Annotated in this window: 17 protein-coding genes; 9 read left to right on the top strand and 8 right to left on the bottom strand. The window is 67.9% G+C overall.

Going from position 1 to position 16797, the window contains the following annotated elements:
• The first annotated feature begins 92 nt into the window (after positions 1 to 92).
• Positions 93 to 1355, top strand: coding sequence for a PucR family transcriptional regulator (locus ACIHA7_RS13525; protein WP_397289063.1), 1263 nt, complete (start codon positions 93 to 95; stop codon positions 1353 to 1355).
• Positions 1356 to 1435: 80 nt separating this feature from the next.
• Here ACIHA7_RS13525 and ACIHA7_RS13520 read toward each other — a convergent pair whose 3' ends face one another.
• A complete protein-coding gene (locus ACIHA7_RS13520) occupies positions 1436 to 2140 on the bottom strand; it encodes an alpha/beta fold hydrolase (protein WP_397289061.1) in 705 nt (234 codons plus the stop codon).
• Between the two features lie 324 nt (positions 2141 to 2464).
• Between ACIHA7_RS13520 and ACIHA7_RS13515 the strand changes: the two genes are divergently transcribed.
• Positions 2465 to 3904, top strand: coding sequence for a lipase family protein (locus ACIHA7_RS13515; protein WP_397289059.1), 1440 nt, complete (start codon positions 2465 to 2467; stop codon positions 3902 to 3904).
• A 7-nt stretch (positions 3905 to 3911) separates the two neighbouring features.
• Here ACIHA7_RS13515 and ACIHA7_RS13510 read toward each other — a convergent pair whose 3' ends face one another.
• Entirely contained in the window at positions 3912 to 4751 is an 840-nt protein-coding gene (locus tag ACIHA7_RS13510) for a DUF72 domain-containing protein (RefSeq protein ID WP_397289057.1), read from the bottom strand.
• 102 nt (positions 4752 to 4853) lie between these two features.
• Here ACIHA7_RS13510 and ACIHA7_RS13505 point away from each other — a divergent pair, with 102 nt between their 5' ends.
• Positions 4854 to 5276 (top strand): PPOX class F420-dependent oxidoreductase, encoded by a 423-nt coding sequence (locus ACIHA7_RS13505; protein ID WP_397289055.1) that lies wholly within the window; start codon positions 4854 to 4856, stop codon positions 5274 to 5276.
• Positions 5277 to 5664: 388 nt separating this feature from the next.
• On the top strand, positions 5665 to 5910 hold the full coding sequence (locus ACIHA7_RS13500) for a cold shock domain-containing protein (protein ID WP_107654583.1): 246 nt from the start codon (positions 5665 to 5667) through the stop codon (positions 5908 to 5910).
• A 54-nt stretch (positions 5911 to 5964) separates the two neighbouring features.
• On the opposite strand, the gene ACIHA7_RS13495 is transcribed toward ACIHA7_RS13500, so the two are convergent.
• From ACIHA7_RS13495 to ACIHA7_RS13480, 4 genes are all read right to left on the bottom strand, one after another.
• Positions 5965 to 7149, bottom strand: a complete 1185-nt coding sequence (locus ACIHA7_RS13495) for a TetR/AcrR family transcriptional regulator (protein ID WP_397289052.1) — start codon at positions 7147 to 7149, stop codon at positions 5965 to 5967.
• A 14-nt stretch (positions 7150 to 7163) separates the two neighbouring features.
• Positions 7164 to 8711, bottom strand: coding sequence for a long-chain-fatty-acid--CoA ligase (locus ACIHA7_RS13490; protein WP_397289050.1), 1548 nt, complete (start codon positions 8709 to 8711; stop codon positions 7164 to 7166).
• An 8-nt stretch (positions 8712 to 8719) separates the two neighbouring features.
• Positions 8720 to 9550, bottom strand: coding sequence for an SDR family NAD(P)-dependent oxidoreductase (locus ACIHA7_RS13485; RefSeq protein ID WP_397289048.1), 831 nt, complete (start codon positions 9548 to 9550; stop codon positions 8720 to 8722).
• A 221-nt stretch (positions 9551 to 9771) separates the two neighbouring features.
• Positions 9772 to 9939, bottom strand: a complete 168-nt coding sequence (locus ACIHA7_RS13480; RefSeq protein WP_186818300.1) for a hypothetical protein — start codon at positions 9937 to 9939, stop codon at positions 9772 to 9774.
• Positions 9940 to 10272: 333 nt separating this feature from the next.
• Between ACIHA7_RS13480 and ACIHA7_RS13475 the strand changes: the two genes are divergently transcribed.
• From ACIHA7_RS13475 to ACIHA7_RS13455, 5 genes are all read left to right on the top strand, one after another.
• Positions 10273 to 11574, top strand: coding sequence for a fatty acid desaturase family protein (locus ACIHA7_RS13475; RefSeq protein ID WP_397289045.1), 1302 nt, complete (start codon positions 10273 to 10275; stop codon positions 11572 to 11574).
• 266 nt (positions 11575 to 11840) lie between these two features.
• Positions 11841 to 12689: a S8 family serine peptidase gene (locus ACIHA7_RS13470; RefSeq protein WP_397289043.1), complete on the top strand. Its 849-nt coding sequence runs from the start codon at positions 11841 to 11843 to the stop codon at positions 12687 to 12689.
• Positions 12679 to 12903, top strand: a complete 225-nt coding sequence (locus tag ACIHA7_RS13465; RefSeq protein WP_397289041.1) for a hypothetical protein — start codon at positions 12679 to 12681, stop codon at positions 12901 to 12903. Before ACIHA7_RS13470 ends, ACIHA7_RS13465 begins: the two co-directional genes overlap by 11 nt.
• 32 nt (positions 12904 to 12935) lie before the next feature.
• Positions 12936 to 13844, top strand: coding sequence for a hypothetical protein (locus tag ACIHA7_RS13460; RefSeq protein ID WP_397289039.1), 909 nt, complete (start codon positions 12936 to 12938; stop codon positions 13842 to 13844).
• A 10-nt stretch (positions 13845 to 13854) separates the two neighbouring features.
• Positions 13855 to 14238, top strand: a complete 384-nt coding sequence (locus tag ACIHA7_RS13455) for a hypothetical protein (protein WP_397289037.1) — start codon at positions 13855 to 13857, stop codon at positions 14236 to 14238.
• A 27-nt stretch (positions 14239 to 14265) separates the two neighbouring features.
• On the opposite strand, the gene glpK is transcribed toward ACIHA7_RS13455, so the two are convergent.
• On the bottom strand, positions 14266 to 15789 hold the full coding sequence (gene glpK / locus ACIHA7_RS13450; protein WP_397289035.1) for a glycerol kinase GlpK: 1524 nt from the start codon (positions 15787 to 15789) through the stop codon (positions 14266 to 14268).
• A gap of 31 nt (positions 15790 to 15820) precedes the next feature.
• Positions 15821 to 16585, bottom strand: coding sequence for an IclR family transcriptional regulator (locus ACIHA7_RS13445; protein ID WP_397289033.1), 765 nt, complete (start codon positions 16583 to 16585; stop codon positions 15821 to 15823).
• Between the last annotated feature and the right edge of the window lie 212 nt (positions 16586 to 16797).

The raw sequence follows: 16797 nt of genomic DNA, 5'->3' as shown, positions 1-16797 counted from the left end.
ATTACCCATCCCGCGCACCCCCCGGCCGCAACGACGCACGCGATAGGACGAATGCGCCGCGCCCCAACACGCCGGGCAGCAGAATGAGCGCTATGACTGCCTTGGATCAGGAAGCTCTCGACTGGCTCGTCCAGTTCGGGGCACAGGCACGCAGCGACGAGCAGACCCAGCAGCTGGTCGATCTGGTCGACGGCCGGATCAACGAGGTCAACGCGCAACTGCCCGGCGACGCCGAACTCGCCGAGCAGTTGCATGCCGCGACCCGCTCGCACTGGCGCAGTTTCCTGGCCATGGTGAGCAGGGAGGTGTTCGAGGTGCATCCGCCCGCGGAGGTGCTCGCGCTGTCGCGCACGGTCGCCCGGCGCGGGTTCGGCATCGACGTGGTGATGCGGACCTATCGGGTCGGGCAGGCCATGCTCTGGCAGTACATCACCGACTTCCTGAACAAGGCGATCGAGGACGACCAGCTCCGCAGCGCCGTGCTGCTGCTGTTCTGGGATCGCGTGCTGGAGTGGACCGACACGTGCGTGGAGGCGTCGGTCGCGGTCTACACCGACGAGCGTGAGCAGTGGCAGCGCGGCGCGCTGGCCCGGCGGTTCGGGCTCGCGGGCGCGCTGCTGCGCGGCGACGCGATCGACATCGACCAGGCCGAGGCTCAGCTCGGGCACTCGCTGCGCCGCTACCAGACCGCGCTGGTGCTGTGGACCGACGAGTCGGTGGCCACGCCGGACCCGGTCCGCACCCTGGAGAAGTTCGGCAACGAGATCGCCACCCTGCTCGACGCGCCGCGACCGCTGATGCTGTCGTCCGGGGTGCGCGGCATGTGGGCGTGGCTCGCCACGGCGAACGTGCCGGACCTCACCGCGCTGACCTCGGCCGGGCAGCCTGGTCTGCACGCCGCCGTCGGATCGTCGGCCCCGGACATCGCCGGGTTCCGGCAGAGCCATCGCGAGGCCATCGCCGCGCAGCGGGTGGCGATCGAAACCGACTACGCCGCAACGGTGATCCGCTACCGCGACGTCGAGTTGGTCTGCCTCACCACCGGCGACGGCAGTGTCGAGGCGATGCGTGCCATGGCGACAAGGGAATTGGGCGCGTTGACGAGCACCGACGAGACCACCGCCCGGTTGCGCGAAACACTACTCGCCTATCTTGCGGGCGGGCGCAATGCGCTGACCACTGCTCAGCAATTGAACGTGCACCCCAACACCGTGCGCTACCGCATCAACCAATCCGAGGAATTGCTGGGGCATTCCATCGAAGAGCGGGCCACCTATATCGAATTGGCGCTGCGCTGTGCCCAAACTTATGGCGACAAAATCCTCACGCCACAACCGGATCGCGCGATCGCCTGAGTTGGGCACCGGATCCGCACAGGCCGTCCGTACTTCGCACAACTACACAGCCTCGGTGCGACGGAAGGAGCAGTGCGTCGTCACTCGACGGCATCGGCGAGAAAGTCTTGAATCAGCGCGGTGACGACAGCGGGTTGCTCCAGAACACAACAGTGCCCGGCATTTTCGATGATCTCGAACCGCGCTTTGGGAATCAGCTCGGCGAGCCGCCGCGCCGCCTGGATCGGCGCCACCACGTCGTCGCCGCCGACCGCGACGAGGGTCGGCGCGGTGATGGCGGTGACCTCACGGTCGGCCGCCGCGCGACCGATCACCCCGAGCATCGCCTTCCTGGTGCCCACGCTGTCGACCCGGTCGAGCCGTTCGGCCCACTCGGCGACGGTGGCCGCGGCGGCGGGATCGGCCAGGAACGCGGGCCCGAACAGCAGCCGCTCGAGCGTGCCGCGCACCACGCCGACGCCGAAAAGGCGTACCGCCCAGGCGAGCCGAGTGTATCTGCCGATCGTGCTCGGGTCCTCGGGATCGGCGCTGGTATCCAGCAGAGTCAGCGACCGCAGCAGCTCGCCGTGCCGGGCGGCGACCCGCTGGCCGACGAAACCGCCCATGCCGATGCCGACCCAATGCACCGGCGCGAGCCGCAGCGCGCGCATCAGCCCGACGGCGTCGCCGGTCAGCGTGTCCATGTCGTAGCCGTCCGGAGTCGGCTGCGTGCCGCCTTGGCCGCGCCAGTCGATGGCGACGCAGCGGTAGTGCTCGCGCAGTGTGTCGATCTGTGCGCGAAACATCCAGCGGTTGTCATCGAGCACAAACCCGGTGGTGAACAGCCGGCCGCCGTGCGGTCCGGACTTGGGTGGTCCAGGCCTCTATTCAGCACAGAAATAGCGCGGAATTGTGCAGTGTGCATAGATCAGCGGTCGACTAATTAGGACTTTGCCTCTGGAACTATCGCGCTCGTTAGCATTTGCTGTTACTTAGCCTTACAGAAATTCTGGTGGGTTACGCGCGGCGCGCCGTTCACCGGAGCGCGGTCGTGGCCGGAATACTTTCTCCGCCCGACAGATCCATTCATCGGATCTCATCAACACCGCTCACCAGCGAAAGAAGCCGCAATGACTCTCGTCATCCCCGGAAGACTCGGGCGATTCCGCACTGCGGTTCTCGTCGCCCTCATCGCGACAACCGTGCAGATTGCTGCCGGAATACCAGCAATTGCCGCACCGGCTGAGCAAAATCCTGTCGCGCAGCAGGTTCCGATCCAACCGCCGCTTCCGTTCCCTATTCCGCCGTCCCCGCCGGAACTCGATCCGGCGTTCTACGCGCCCCCGGCCGATCTCGTTGCGGCGAAGCAGCCCGGCGAGATCATCGCGGCACGCGCGGTGCACATCGCGTACTACTCGGTCATTCCGTTCAACATCGACGCGTGGCAGTTGTCCTACCGGTCGACGAACACCAGGGATGAACCGATCGCCGCGGTCACCACGCTGATGAAGCCGCGCGGCGACAACGGTGGCGTGCCGCGCCCGCTGCTGTCCTACCAATTCCCGCAGGACTCGAACGCCCAGTACTGCGCGCCATCGTATGTGCTGCAACAAGCTTCGGTGCCGGGCAACATCACCGGCCAGTTCGACATCCCGTTCGAGTTCGTGCTCCCGCTGACCGGGCTCGGGGCGGGCTGGGCGGTGGCGATGCCGGATCACGAGGGCCCGAACTCCGCCTTCGCCGCCGGCCCGCTCGGCGCCAGGATCACCCTCGACGGCATCCGGGCGGCGGAGAACTTCGAGCCGATGGGCCTCGGGCCGCAGACCAAGGTCGGGTTGGCCGGTTACTCCGGCGGCGCGATCACCACCGGGCACGCCGCCGAGCTGGCGGCGTCTTATGCACCTGAGCTCGATATCGTGGGGGCCTCGGAAGGTGGCGTTCCCGCCGACATCAAAGCGATGTACCAGATGGCCAGCGGCAATCTCGGCTCGGGACTGATCTTTTCCGGGCTGCTCGGCGTCGAGCGGGAGTATCCCGAGCTGGCGGCGTACAACGCCCAGCACATGAACGCGTTCGGTAAAGCCTTGGCTCCGGTCAAGAACTCACTGTGCCTGTACTCCGCCGCCATCCTGCCGTTCATGAACTTGGAAGGCGGCCTTTATGATTCACCGAACGCGCTGAACGACCCCGTGCCCACCAAGGTGTTCGACGCGCTCCGGATGGGTCACTCGGTACCCGAGATGCCGATGTTCATCTTCAACTCCAACCCCGACTGGATCGCGCCGGTCGGCCCGGTGAACGCGCTCGTCGACCAGTACTGCCGCGACCCGAAGGCCAAGGTGCAGTACACCCGTGACCATTTCAGTGAACACATCACGCTGGAGATCGACAGCATCGCACGGGTATTGCTGTGGTTGAAGGATCGCTTCGACGGCGTCCCCGTGCAGTCCGGCTGCGCCGTCCACGACGAGGGCTCCATGGCCTTGGATCCGGCGAGCTGGCCGATCTGGCTGCAAGGCGCGGGCACGCTGCTCGCAGGCCTGGTGCAGCAGCCCATCGGCAGCCGGTAGCCGGGCGTCAGAAAAGGGTCATCGGGTCGGTGGGTGCCGGTTCGGGCAGCGGCGCGAGCTCGGGCAGTTCGGCGCGCACCGCCTCGTGGAAGCGGCGCGCGAGCGGTACGGCCGCGGCATTGTCCGGGGTGTGAATGAAGACGGTCGGCGATCGACCCTCGCGCAGCCACTCGACGACCGTGCCGATCCACGGCCGCCAGCCTTCGACCGTGCGCTCGGTCGAGTCACGGCCGTGGTATCGGACGATCGGGAACTCGGTGAGTGCGCGGGTCCGGCGCGGCACCCTCGGCTTCTTCGACCAGGCTTCCTGCTCGGCGGCGGTGACCGGTAGTCCATCGAAAAGTGTTGTGGTGTCGAAGGGTATCCACTCGGCGCCGACTCGGGCGAGCACGCTCTCCAGCTGCCGGGCGGCCTGCTCGTTCTCGAAGAACGCGGGATGCCTGACCTCGACCGCCGAGCGGTACGCCTGCGGCAGCCTGCGCAGGAACAGCGCGAGCGGGCCGAGATCGTTCGGACCGAACGAGGCGGGCAACTGCACCCACAGGGCGTGCGCACGTGGGCCGAGCGGTTCGATCGCCGACAGAAACGCGCGCATCTCCTCGTCGACCCCGGTCAGCCTGCGCTCATGGGTGATCGAGCGATGCAGCTTCACCACGAACCGGAAGTCGGGCGCGGTCTGCTCGGCCCACGACGCCACCGTCCGGCGCGCCGGTATCGCATAGAAGGTGGTGTTGCCCTCGACCGCGTTGCACCGGTCGGCGTAGGCCGCCAGCCGAGCCCCCGAAGACGGTTGCCATTCCTGCCATGCCGCGTGCGTCCACATCGCACAGCCCACGTGAAGCCGCATGCCAGCGACGGTAGTACAGCGCCGACCCGCCTTTCGACCGCACTCCGCCGGACGGCAGCAGCGGCGGGGAATGAATGGGCAGCAGCGTTGGTAGAACAACACATGGAACTCGATGACGACGCCCGTGCCCTCATCGGAGCGGGGGCCGACGCCACGCTGGTCACCCTCAACCCCGACGGCAGCCCGCACGTGAGCGTGGTGTGGGTGGCCCTGCAATCCACGCCCGACGGCGACGAGCTCGTCACCGCCCACCTCGGCGAATACAAGAAGGTGCGCAATGTCCGCCGGGACAGCCGCGTCGCGGTGACCATCCTGTCCCCCGAACGCGGCGAGATCATGCGCCCGTATCTGTCGGTCACCGGGACCGCGCGCATCGTCGAGGGCGGGGCCCCCGAACTCCTCGCGGAGCTGGCCGCGACGCTGGCCAGCCCCGACTCCGGCTTTCCCCCGCCCGACGCGCCGCCGGGTCTGCTGACCCGCATCCGCATCGAGAAGGTCGGCGGCATCGGCCCCTGGGCCGCCTGACCTTCGAACCGCACGACCGGCCGGGCCCGCGCAGGGCTCGGCCGGTTGTTTTTCGGCGGCCGAGTCCGACTCGTAGACGGAATGTGACGTTGTACCGAATGGAAGCGGAATTCGGGCGAATATCCGTTCGGGTGCTTACAGTTTGAGTAACGCAGTAGCGGGCATCCGGCGTACGCGGGGATGCCCGCGTAATGTACCGACTCCGAGGAGATCGTCCGACCGTGGTTCGTTCAGACAAGTTCAGAGCTTCGCAGAAAGTATCCACGCATAAGACTGCCCGATCGGGTCCCGCCGTCGTGTGGCCCGACCCGAGCCCACTCGCCTCCTGGTGGCAGCAGGTGATGCAATCCGGGTCCGGCGAGCGCGCGAGCGTCTACGAGGTCGCGCGATGAGCGACGGCGAGAACTGGGTGCACGGCACCGTCCGGTGGTTCGACACCGCCAAAGGATTCGGCTTCCTCGAATCCCCCGAATATCCGAACGGGGTCTTTGTGGAGTATTCCAGCATCGACTCCCCCGGCTTCAAAACCCTCTCCGCGGGCCAGCCCGTTGTTTTCACCTGCGAGCTGCGTCCGCGCGGTGTCGAGGCCACCGCGGTACGCCCGATGGCCTTGTTATCCACCGCCGCCGCGTAATCCCGCATTGCCCTTGATGTCTCGCACGCCCCAACGGTCGTGGCGTGCGACGCGTCAAGCCAGGGCGAGCACTTCGGCGCCGATGGCCGCGGCCGCGGGCACGATGCCGGGGAACGCGCGCAGATGGGCAGTCAGTGCGAGGTCGTTCAGCAGCGTCTGCGCGGCCTGAACTCTGATGCGCGCGGGGATCGGATCCCAGTCCGGGTGCACCTTGCGCAGCAGGTGCACCCACTCGGCGATATAGGCGCGCTGCGCGGCCTTCGCGCGTACGCGATCCGGGGCGGGCAGGTATCTGGCCTCCGACACGAGAATCTGCATGAGGTAAGGGTTTTCGAAGACGAAGGCGCCGTAGCCGGCGAGCAGGCGGTCTAGTCCGTCGCGCGGATCGGCGGCGTGCGCGAGAGCACGATTCAGATCTATGCGGAGCCATTCGTCGCCACGGACGATGCCCGCCATGAGAATGTCCGCTTTCCCGGCGAAGTGGTTGTAGACGCTGGGCCCGGCAATGCCGACGGCAGCACCGATCTCCTCCACGCTGACGCTCGCGAAACCCCGTTCGGCGAAGAGCGTGTTCGCCTCGACGAGGATCGCTTCCCGCCGAGACCGCGCGATCAGCGGCGCCGCCACGGTAGGCCGATCCTGCCGCTGCCCGAGCCTGGGCACCGGCGCGGCGAGCACCGCGCCGACGAGCTCGCCGAGCAGCGTGCCGAATTCCGGCTCGGGCAGCGAAAGCCCATGGAACGACACACTATTGGCGACGGCCAAGGCACTCCAGGAGAGCAGGTCGGCCGCCGCCGGATCCAGGCCGGGGCGGCGCGCGGCGACGACCTCGGCGAGCCGCGCCCCGATCCGCTTGGCTTGCCGCCGAAACGCGGCCCGATCGTCGTCGGAGAGGTGCCTGGCCTCGCGCCGCCACAGCACCCCGACATCACGGCGGGCCAGCACGGTCGCGGCCAAGGTGCCTGCGATGTCGGCGGGCTCGCGGGCCGCCGCGTCGACCGCGGCCGCGAATGCGGTCAGCGCCTCGTCTACGACGGTGGCCAGCAGGCTCTGCTTGCCGCGGAAATGCCGGTACAGCGCGGACGGTCCGATGGCCACCGCCTCGGCGACCTCACCCATGCCCACATTCGCGTAGCCGTTGCGGCAGAACAGCTCCGCGGCCGCGGCGACGATCAGTGCCCGCCGATTCGCCGGCCGGGTGCCGCGGGCCGGACGGACCACGCCCGGCCCGTTCACCATTCGCTGTCGCTCCCTCAGGAAACTTGACTGTCGCTGGGATCCCAATACTTCTTGCGAAGTTCGCGCTTGAGGATCTTACCGGCGCCCGATATGGGCAACGCGTCGGCGAACTCCACCGTGCGCGGGGTCTTGTACCCGGCGATCAGCGCTTTGCAGTGCGCACGCAATTCCTCGTCGGTGGCCCGCGCGCCGGGCAGCAGCACCACCACGGCATGCACGCGCTCGCCCCATTCGGGGTCCGGCACCCCGATCACCGCGCAGGCGGCGACCGCGGGGTGCGCCGCGAGGGCATTCTCCACCTCGGCGGAGTACACGTTCTCGCCGCCGGTGATGATCATGTCCTTGATCCGGTCGACGATGAACACATAGCCGTGCTCGTCCATCCGGCCGCCGTCGCCGGTGTGCATCCAGCCGTCGCGCACAGCGGCGGCGGTGTCCTGCGGCCGGTTCCAGTAGCCGAGCATGACGTTGTCGCCGCGCACGACCACCTCACCGACATCGCCGCGCGGCACCTCGTTGTCGTCGGGGTCGACGATGCGGACCTCCACATGCGGCATGGCGCGACCCGCCGAACGCCGCAGCGCCGGATCGTCGTGGTCGGCCGGGGACAGCAGGGTCGCGACGGGCGCCAGTTCGGTCATGCCGTAGGCCTGGGTGAAGCCCGCGGTCGGGAAGACCTTGCGGGCCCGGCCGAGCACGGCTTCGGAGATCGGCGAGGCACCGTAGGTCACCGTCTCGACGCCGCCGAGGTCGAAGTCCGCGACGGCCGGATCGTCGACCAGCAGCTGGATCATGGTGGGCACCAACAACAGATTGGTGACGCCGTGTTCGCTGATCGCCCGCATGACACCGGCCGGGGTGAACATCGGCACGATCACGTGGGTGCAGTTGACCAGGTTGCCCGCCGTCAGCATGGCGATGTCGGCGAGGTGGAACATCGGCGCCGCGTGCAGCACGGTGCCGCCCCGGCTGACGAACTCGCCGCCCGCGGTGCTGCCGAGCGCGGAGATGATCATGTTGTCGTGGCTGAGCATCACCCCTTTGGGATGCCCGGTGGTGCCGCCGGTGTAGAAGACACCCGCCAGGCTCGCGTCGCCGGTTCTGGTGTCCTCGGCGGGCGCGTGCTCGGCGACGAGCGTCTCGTAGTGCAGTGTGTCGGCGGGCGGTTCGCCGTCGCCGCAGAAGATCACCGTGGCCAACTCCGGAAACTGTTGCCGGAGTGCGGGGATCATGGCGGCGAAGGCGTCGTCGACCAACAGCACCCTGGTGTCGGACTCGCGCAGCGAGTAGCCGATCTCCGCCGGGCTCCAGCGGATGTTCACCGGGTTGACCGCCGCCCCGATCCACGGCACCGCGTACAGATACTCGTAGTAGCGGTCGGAGTTCAGCGCCAGCATGCCGACCCGGTCGCCGGGCCGGACCCCGAGCGCGGCCAGCGCACCCGCGAATCGCGCTATGCGGTCGGCCGATTCGGCCACGGTGCGCACCCGGTCGCCATAGATCGTCAGCGGACGATCCGGGCTCTGCTGCAGGTTGCGGTGCAGGGATTGGGTCAAATACATTGCCGGTCCTAGATGTTGAAGCCGCCGCCGCAGACCAGGGTCTGCGCGCTGACGTAGTCGGACTCGGGAATGCACAGCAGGTACACCGCGCCTGCCGCCTCGGCAGGCGTGCCGCCGCGCCCGAGCGGCACCATCTGCTCCATCGCGGCGAGCAGGTTCGGGTTCACGCCGACCTTGATCTCCTTGCCCTGCACGTCGATCGTGCCGCCGGTGCCCGCGGGCGCCTCGGTGAGCCTGGTCTTGATCAGCCCGAAGGCCACCGCGTTCACCGTGACGTTGTAGCGGCCCCACTCCTTGGCCAGCGCCTTGGTGAGACCGAGGATGCCCGCCTTGCCCGACGAGTAATTCGCCTGTCCCGCATTGCCGCCGGTGCCCGCCAGCGACGAAATGTTCACCACCTTGCGGCACGGCACCGGTTCACCCGCGGCCTTGGCCTGCTTCACCGCCGCCGCGATCACCGGCTGCGCCGCGCGCAGGATCCGGAACGGCGCCTTCAGGTGCACGTCCAGGATGGCGTCCCACTGTTCGTCGGTCATCTTCTGGATCACTGAATCCCAGGTGTAGCCGGCGTTGTTGACGATGATGTCCAAGCCGCCGAACTCGTCGACGGCGGTCTGCACGAAACGCTCGGCGAACCCCTCCTCGGTGACGCTGCCGACACACGAAACCGCCTGCCCGCCCGCGGCTTCGACCGCGGCGACGGTCTCCTGGGCCGGCTCGGCGTCGAGGTCGTTCACCACGACCCTTGCCCCCTCGCTCGCGAGCTTCAGCGCGATCTCCCGTCCGATGCCGCGGCCGGAGCCGGAGACAATGGCGACTTTGCCATCCAGAGTTCCCATGTGCTGCTTGACCCTTTCCGAGGTTCCCGTCAACGGCAACTAGCGTCCGTTCACTTATTGAACAGCAGCGGGGTAAAAGCAGCGGCAAAATGGGCGAATACGCTGGTCAGCGGACCGCATCAGGCTATTGATGATTCACTTACTGGAGAGCGATTGCCCTGTGAACGGCCCGAGCCCCCGCATCTCCCGAGGAGATGCGGGGGCTCGCGGCATGTCCGGCGTCAGGCGTGCGGCGGCGTGACCTCCCCGACAGCAGACCCGGAGCCGTCCTCGGCTCTACTGAATACCGGCTGATGATGTACGTCACTGCTCTCGGCAGGCGTATACACCTGAATGGGAATGGTGTCATGGCTGAACAGCCCGGACCCTTGCCCGCTTTCCTGACTCATCCGTCGAGCCTCCTCCGATCGGCCGCGAATAGCCAATCCCCTCTATTCAACCTTGTCCGCGCCGCAGCGCGCGCATGATCCCGCTCCACTGGAATGTTGTCGTGTCCGTCGAAGCCGCGATTCCGCGCGGCCATGCCCCGTTGTTCCGGCGTCTGTCGGCTGTTGACCTGGCGGTATCCGCGGCGGTGGTAGCGTCGAGCCAAGAATCTTGTCGGCCTTTCGCATCGGCCGACCTTCCAGCTCGGTTCAGCTGAGCAACGCCGATCGCTTCCGTGTCGGCGGCCCGACCGGGCCTCCCTGCGCCTGCGCAGCCGCTCCATCCGAAGAGGACCAATGGCTATCACCGACATTGCCGTGTACGCGCACCTGAGCAAGGAAGACATCGAGGCGCTCGGCACCGAACTCGACGCGATCCATCGTGACGTCAGCGAATCGCTCGGCGGCCGCGACGCCGCCTACATCCGGCGCACCATCCGGTTCCAGCGCGCCCTCGACACCGTCGCGCGGCTGCTCATCGCGGCGAACCGGAACAGGGCGGGCTGGCTGCTCGGCACGGCGGCGCTGGCCGCGGCCAAGAGCATCGAGAACATGGAGATCGGGCACAACGTCTCGCACGGCCAGTGGGATTGGATGAACGACCCGGAGATCCACTCCACCAGCTGGGAGTGGGACATGGTCGGGTTGTCCACCCAGTGGAAGTACTCGCACAATTTCCGCCACCACCTGTACACCAACGTGCTGGACATGGACGACGACATCGGCTTCGGCGTGATGCGGGTGACCAGGGACCAGCCGTGGCAACCGAGCCATCTCTTCCAGCCACTGCAGAATCTGTTGCTGGCCACCACTTTCGAGTGGGGCATCGGCCTGCACGGGCTGTACGCCGACCGGGACCGCTTCGAGACGAAGGCCGAAAAGGCCGCCGTGACAAAGGCTTTCCTGAAGAAGATCTCCCGCCAGGCGCTCAAGGACTACGTGCTCTTCCCCGCACTGAGCGGAAAGCGCTGGCGCCGTGCGCTGACGGCCAACGTCACCGCCAATGTCGTGCGCAATGCCTGGGCATACGTGGTGATCTTCTGCGGTCACTTCCCCGACGGCGCGGAGAAATTCACGCCCGCCGCGCTGGCGGACGAGACCAAATCCGAGTGGTACCTGCGCCAGATGCTCGGCACCGCGAACTTCGACGCAGGCCCGACCCTGGCCTTCGCCAGCGGAAACCTGTGTTACCAAATCGAACACCACCTCTTCCCCGACCTGCCCAGCAACCGGTACGCCGAGATCGCCGTCCGGGTTCGCGCGCTCTGCGACAAATACGACCTGCCCTACACCAGCGGTTCGCTGCTGCGTCAGTACCTGCTGACCATGCGGACCATCCACAAGCTCGCGGTCCCGGATCGCTTCCTGATCGCCACCTCGGACGACGCGCCGGAGACCGCCTCGGAGCGCAAGTTCCAGACCGGCGCCTTCGCCGTCCCGGAAATCTCCGGCGTGACAACAGGTTTGCGCACCGCGCTGCACAACGGTCGCGTGCGGCTGGAACTCGAGGCCGGACGCAAAGGTGGCCGGCTGCGCCGGACCGCCGCCCGGGTCCGTTCGAATATCGCGGGGTCGCTGCGCGCCCCGGTTGCCGGCTAGGTGACCCGGTCGGGGCGTCCGGCCTCGACCCGTAACCGGCCGCGCTTCATCGCGGCGCAAGCGCCGGACCAGCGCAAACCGGACCTGGGGTATTGATTTCACCCCGGCACCCCCACATCGATACCGCGTCGCCGAAATCCCGTTCGGCCAGCGGAAATCGAGTGCTACCGTTTTGCCAGAGGTCGATCTGTCGACCGGCAGGTACATCGCCCGCACCCTGCGGGCGGAACCGTCCACACGACCGGCCTCCGGGGATGTGGTGCGGTATGACGCCGCTGGACATGGTTCGACTCGACGGCTTGCTGGCACGCACCACGGGCTCGCCGAAGATCATGATCGGCCTGATCGACGGCCCGGTGGACACCACACATTCCGGACTGGCGGCGGCGCTGCTGCGTGGACACGCGAGCGGTTGCGCGGTCCCGCAAGCCACCGCGTGCACGCACGCCACCTTCGTGGCGGGAATCCTGTCCGGCCGCCGTGGTTCCCCCGCTCCCGCACTGTGTCCCGGCTGTACGGTCTATCTACGGCCGATCTTCTCCGATCGAACCTTCGCCGGGCCGCCGTCGGCCACCAACGACGACCTCGCCCGTGCGCTGCGGGAATGCATGGCGGCCGGCGCGGTCGTCGTGAACGTGAGTGCCGGTCCACCCGCACCCTCGATGGCCGACAACCGGCTGCTCGCCCAAGCGCTCGACACCGCCGCGCGCCGCGGTGTCATCGTCGTCGCCGCCGCCGGAAACACCACCGACCTCGGCACCTCGACGCTCACCCGGCATCGCTGGGTCGTCCCCGTCATCGCGGTGGACGCGCACGGGCGCCCGGCGCGGCAATCCACCCTCGGGCCGTCCATCGGCCGCAACGGCCTGGCCGCGCCGGGCGGGCTGACCAGCTTCACGGCGGGCAACGGACTGGCCACGCTCACCGGAACCAGTTTCGCCGCACCGCTGGTCACCGGAACCATCGCGTTGCTGTGGTCGCTGTTCCCCACGGCCTCGGCGGCCGAGATACGCGCCGCGGTGCTCGGCCGCGGGCGGCGCGACGCACTCATCCCGCCGCTGCTCGACGCCGAGGCGGCTTACCAGCAGATGAAGGAGTTGATCCATGCCGGATGAACAATCACCACCGGACACCGAGCAGCCACCGGAACAACCGGCGCGGCGCGTTCGGCTACCCGGCTTCGTGGTCAGCGAAGAAACCGGGCTCGGCGACGTAATCAAGCACGTCACAAACAGATTGGGCGTCAAGCCGTGCGGCGGGTGCAACCGTCGGGCCGCCGCGCTGAATCGTCGCATCGTCTTCTCACCGCGTCGCACGTCGCGCGGCTGAGCCCGAATAATCCCCCACGCTCCGGAGAGATCATGGATACCGCCCCCGCTACGGCGGAGCTGGACAGCCCCGCCGACACCCATCTCGATCGAGTCGAACCCGCGCACACGCCCCATGAGGTCCCGTGCCCGACCTGCTCGGGCCAGGCCGCCGCGCTGCGCCTGTCCGACGTCTATGCGATCGGTCGGATCGAAGCCCGATTCCCCTCGCTCGCCGTGGAAAAGGAGTTCGCCCAGTCGATCGGCCGCGCCGTCACCGACGGCCAGACCGACCGGGAAACCTTCGCCACCGTCCTGTCGGATCCGGACAACCGCTATCTGGCGCGGGCCCTGTGCTGGGTACTGACCATCCGCGAGCTGGAGACCTACATCGTGCTCCCGCGCGACCCCGGCGACCTGGATCGCTTGATCGAGGCGCTGCGCCCTCGGCCGAGCCCCGGCGACCTCGACGTGGTCATCGGCACCCGTGGCCCCTTGGCCGCACCTTCGATGTGCAACGGCCTGGTGGTCCCCGTGGTGCACTTCGATCAGCTCTACTCCTTCGACCGGGCCGAGCTGATGGGCGCCCTCCCGCGCTCCGAAGGTGTCAGCGACGATCAGTTCACGGCCGCCGCCGAGCTGGTGCTCGACCGCATCCTGCACGTCGCCGACAACGCGGGCGCGACCGACGAACACCGCGCCCTGAACTATCTCGCGATGCGCTACTCGGAGATATACCGGCGCACTGCAACACAATTCGAGGCGAACTTCTCGCTGACCGGCGTCGATGTCCGGCCCTCGTCGCTGGGCGGCGGCCGGTCCATCGTGGACTGCATCTTCTCCTACACCGACCGGCGCACCTCGTTCACCGAGAAATACTTCGTCGCCGTCGACGTCACCGAGCGGTTCCCGTTCCTGATCGGCAGCCTCGGCCCCTACTACGACCGCACAAGCACCTACTGAGGAGAACATCATGCGAACACCAGGATTCACGGCGGAACAGTCCCTCGGCCGCACCGGCCGCGTCTACCGGACCGTCGACCGGGCCGGCGGTTTCCGAGGGACGAATCTGTTACCGCAGCAGGATGATTGGGAGGCCGAGGGCGGAATCGGCGGCACCGAAGCCACCTGTTGCCGCAAGAAATGTCCCGGTGCCTGTCACTGCAGCGGTCACCAAGGGCACTGTGACTCCGTCGTCGAGGAGGCGCAGCCCGAGTTCCTGATGGCCGGACCGATCGACAAGTGCGTTTCGACCGACGGAAAGTCCCATGCGTACTGCTCGTGCGGTTGCTGGGCAACCGATCACGACGCGGGGTGCGGCGAGTGCCCCGAGCTGCCCGAGCCGATCTACCTCTGACGACGCGGCGCTCGATGACGCAGCGCGTCAGGCTCCCTGCCGATGTCGTTTCGAGCGCAGCCAGCCGAAGGTCAATTGCACCGCGCGCTGCCAGTTCTCGTACTCGTCCGCGCGGTGCGCCGGATCCATCTGCGGCATCCATTGCGCGGCGAGGCGCCAGTTGTTGCGCAGGCCCTCCAGATCCGGCCAATAGCCGACGGCGAGACCGGCGGCGTAAGCCGCACCGAGCGAGACGGTTTCGGCGTTGAACGGGCGCATGACGGGCACGTCCAGGACGTCGGCGACGATCTGCATGAGCAGGTTGTCCGACGTCATGCCGCCGTCGACGCGCAGTGCGCGTGCCTGTAAACCGGAGTCGGCGTTCATGGCGTCGACCACCTCGCGGGTCTGCCACGCGGTCGCCTCCAGGACGGCACGGGCGATGTGGCCCTTGGTGATATAGGAGGTCAGGCCGGCGATCAGGCCGCGGGCGTCACTGCGCCAGTGCGGCGCGTAGAGGCCGGAGAACGCGGGCACGATGTAGCAGCCGCCGTTGTCTTGCACTGTGCGAGCGAGGGTTTCGATCTCCGGTGCGCTGGTCACCAGGCCGATGTTGTCGCGCACCCACTGCACCAGCGAGCCGGTCACCGCGATCGGCCCCTCCAGCGCGTACACCGGCTGTTCGTCGCCGATCTGGTAGCCGATGGTGGTGAGCAGACCGTGTGAGGACTGCACCAGTTCGCGGCCGGTGTTCATCATCAGGAAGCCACCGGTGCCGTACGTGCACTTGGTTTCCCCACGCGCGAAACAGGTTTGGCCGAACAGCGCGGCGTGCTGGTCGCCGAGGGCGGCGGCGATCGGGATACCGGGCACCACCCGGCGGGTCGTGCCGTAGGACGCCGTCGAAGGCTGGATGCGCGGCAGCATGGCCGCGGGGATCTCGAAGAAGCGCAGCAGCTCCGCGTCCCAGGTCAGCGTGGTGAGGTTCATCAGCAGGGTGCGGCTGGCATTGGTGACATCGGTCAGATGCAGCCCGCCGTCAACGCCGCCGGTCAGATTCCAGATCAGCCAGGTTTCCATGGTGCCGAATAGCACCTCACCGCGTTCGGCCCGCTCACGCAGGGCCGGAATGGTATCCAGCAGCCAGCGCAGCCGGGGCGCGGCGAAATAGGTGGCAAGCGGCAGCCCGCAGATCTCTCGAATGCGTTGCGCGCCAGGCTTTTCCTCGAAGTCACGGACCAATTCCTCGGTGCGCGTGTCCTGCCAGACGATGGCCCGCCGGATCGGCGTGCCGGTGCGGCGATCCCACACCACCGTGGTCTCCCGCTGGTTCGCGATGCCGAGGGCGGCGACCTGATCGGCGGTGATACCGGAGTCGCGCAGCGCCTGCGGCACGATCCGGTCCACGTTGCGCCAGATCTCCATCGCGTCCTGCTCGACCCAGCCCGGCCGCGGATAGTGCTGCTGGTGCTCGCGCTGCGCCACCCCGACCAGGCGTGCGCGCTGATCGAACAGGATGCACCTGGTGGAGGTGGTGCCCTGGTCGATCGCGAGCACAAACCGCTGCGTCATCCGTGTCCTCTCGTGCCATATGTAGGTGTGGTCAGTGTCCGGCGCCGAGATCCCGCGAGACCGCGTGCGCGGCGTCGCGCACCAGGCCGATGAGCGCGGGACGGTGCCGCAACTGCGGGTCGCAGAGCCGGTCGACCGGTCCGCTGATGCCGATGGCGCCCACCACGAGTCCGCCGTGCGCGCGGATAGGTGCCGCGATGCCCGCTTCGCCGGGCCGGAATTCCTCGGTGTCCCCCGCCCAGCCCGCCTGCCGCACCGCGGCGAGCGCCCGATTGAGTGCGGGACGGTCGACGATGGTGCGGCGGGTGAGCGAGGCCAGCTCGCCCGCGCGCACCGTCGCCGCGAGTTCCGCGTCGAAGGCCAGCAGCACCTTGCCGAGTGCGGTCGCGTGCGGCGGCAGCAATTCACCGAGCTCGAGCGCCTGTTCGGTGTTGTCCGGTCGGAAGACGTGGTGCACGACCACCACGCTGCCGTCGACCGGCGCGCCGATGCGGACCGCCTCGCCGGTGCGCGCCGCCAGCGCGTCGGCCCAGTTGATGGCCCGCGAGCGCAGCTCATTGGCGTCGAGATAGCTGGTGCCGAGATGCAGCAGCGCCGCGCCCAGCTGATACTTGCCGGTCGCCGCGTCCTGTTCGACGAACCCCACGCCCTGCAGGGTGCGCAGGATGCCGTGCGCGGTGGGTTTGGCGAGGTCGAGCGCGCCGGCGATCTCCCCGACACCCAAGCGGCCCGCGCCGCGGGCGAGCAGCCGCAGAATGGCCGCCGCTCGTTCGATCGATTGGATCGGACCGGGCATGAACCGAAACCTAACCTCTCGATTCGACAATGTCGAACATATGGTGAACGGCGAGCAACACACGCGGCGCACCAGTGTGACGTGCGTCATGTCGACGCCCTCGGGCGCCCGACAGTAGCGGCAGCGGCCACCCACAACCACCCCGACCGTTCAGCATTGTCGAACGTGCCCTATGTCCGGTTCCTCGATCCGGTCGTAACGTCGAGGTCCGC

The sequence above is a fragment of the Nocardia sp. NPDC052316 genome, assembly GCF_044547795.1.
GTDB lineage: Bacteria > Actinomycetota > Actinomycetes > Mycobacteriales > Mycobacteriaceae > Nocardia.
This window is presented reverse-complemented; position numbering and strand designations above follow the sequence as displayed.

Coding starts and splice junctions, on each gene's coding strand:
- ACIHA7_RS13470 (WP_397289043.1), top strand. CDS start 11,841: ATGACGCCGCTGGACATGGTTCGACTCGACGGCTTGCTGGCACGCACC.
- ACIHA7_RS13505 (WP_397289055.1), top strand. CDS start 4,854: ATGGAACTCGATGACGACGCCCGTGCCCTCATCGGAGCGGGGGCCGAC.
- ACIHA7_RS13485 (WP_397289048.1), bottom strand. CDS start 9,550: ATGGGAACTCTGGATGGCAAAGTCGCCATTGTCTCCGGCTCCGGCCGC.
- ACIHA7_RS13520 (WP_397289061.1), bottom strand. CDS start 2,140: ATGTTTCGCGCACAGATCGACACACTGCGCGAGCACTACCGCTGCGTC.
- ACIHA7_RS13480 (WP_186818300.1), bottom strand. CDS start 9,939: ATGAGTCAGGAAAGCGGGCAAGGGTCCGGGCTGTTCAGCCATGACACC.
- ACIHA7_RS13490 (WP_397289050.1), bottom strand. CDS start 8,711: ATGTATTTGACCCAATCCCTGCACCGCAACCTGCAGCAGAGCCCGGAT.
- glpK (WP_397289035.1), bottom strand. CDS start 15,789: ATGACGCAGCGGTTTGTGCTCGCGATCGACCAGGGCACCACCTCCACC.
- ACIHA7_RS13445 (WP_397289033.1), bottom strand. CDS start 16,585: ATGCCCGGTCCGATCCAATCGATCGAACGAGCGGCGGCCATTCTGCGG.
- ACIHA7_RS13455 (WP_397289037.1), top strand. CDS start 13,855: ATGCGAACACCAGGATTCACGGCGGAACAGTCCCTCGGCCGCACCGGC.
- ACIHA7_RS13500 (WP_107654583.1), top strand. CDS start 5,665: ATGAGCGACGGCGAGAACTGGGTGCACGGCACCGTCCGGTGGTTCGAC.
- ACIHA7_RS13475 (WP_397289045.1), top strand. CDS start 10,273: ATGGCTATCACCGACATTGCCGTGTACGCGCACCTGAGCAAGGAAGAC.
- ACIHA7_RS13525 (WP_397289063.1), top strand. CDS start 93: ATGACTGCCTTGGATCAGGAAGCTCTCGACTGGCTCGTCCAGTTCGGG.
- ACIHA7_RS13460 (WP_397289039.1), top strand. CDS start 12,936: ATGGATACCGCCCCCGCTACGGCGGAGCTGGACAGCCCCGCCGACACC.
- ACIHA7_RS13465 (WP_397289041.1), top strand. CDS start 12,679: ATGCCGGATGAACAATCACCACCGGACACCGAGCAGCCACCGGAACAA.
- ACIHA7_RS13510 (WP_397289057.1), bottom strand. CDS start 4,751: ATGCGGCTTCACGTGGGCTGTGCGATGTGGACGCACGCGGCATGGCAG.
- ACIHA7_RS13515 (WP_397289059.1), top strand. CDS start 2,465: ATGACTCTCGTCATCCCCGGAAGACTCGGGCGATTCCGCACTGCGGTT.
- ACIHA7_RS13495 (WP_397289052.1), bottom strand. CDS start 7,149: ATGGTGAACGGGCCGGGCGTGGTCCGTCCGGCCCGCGGCACCCGGCCG.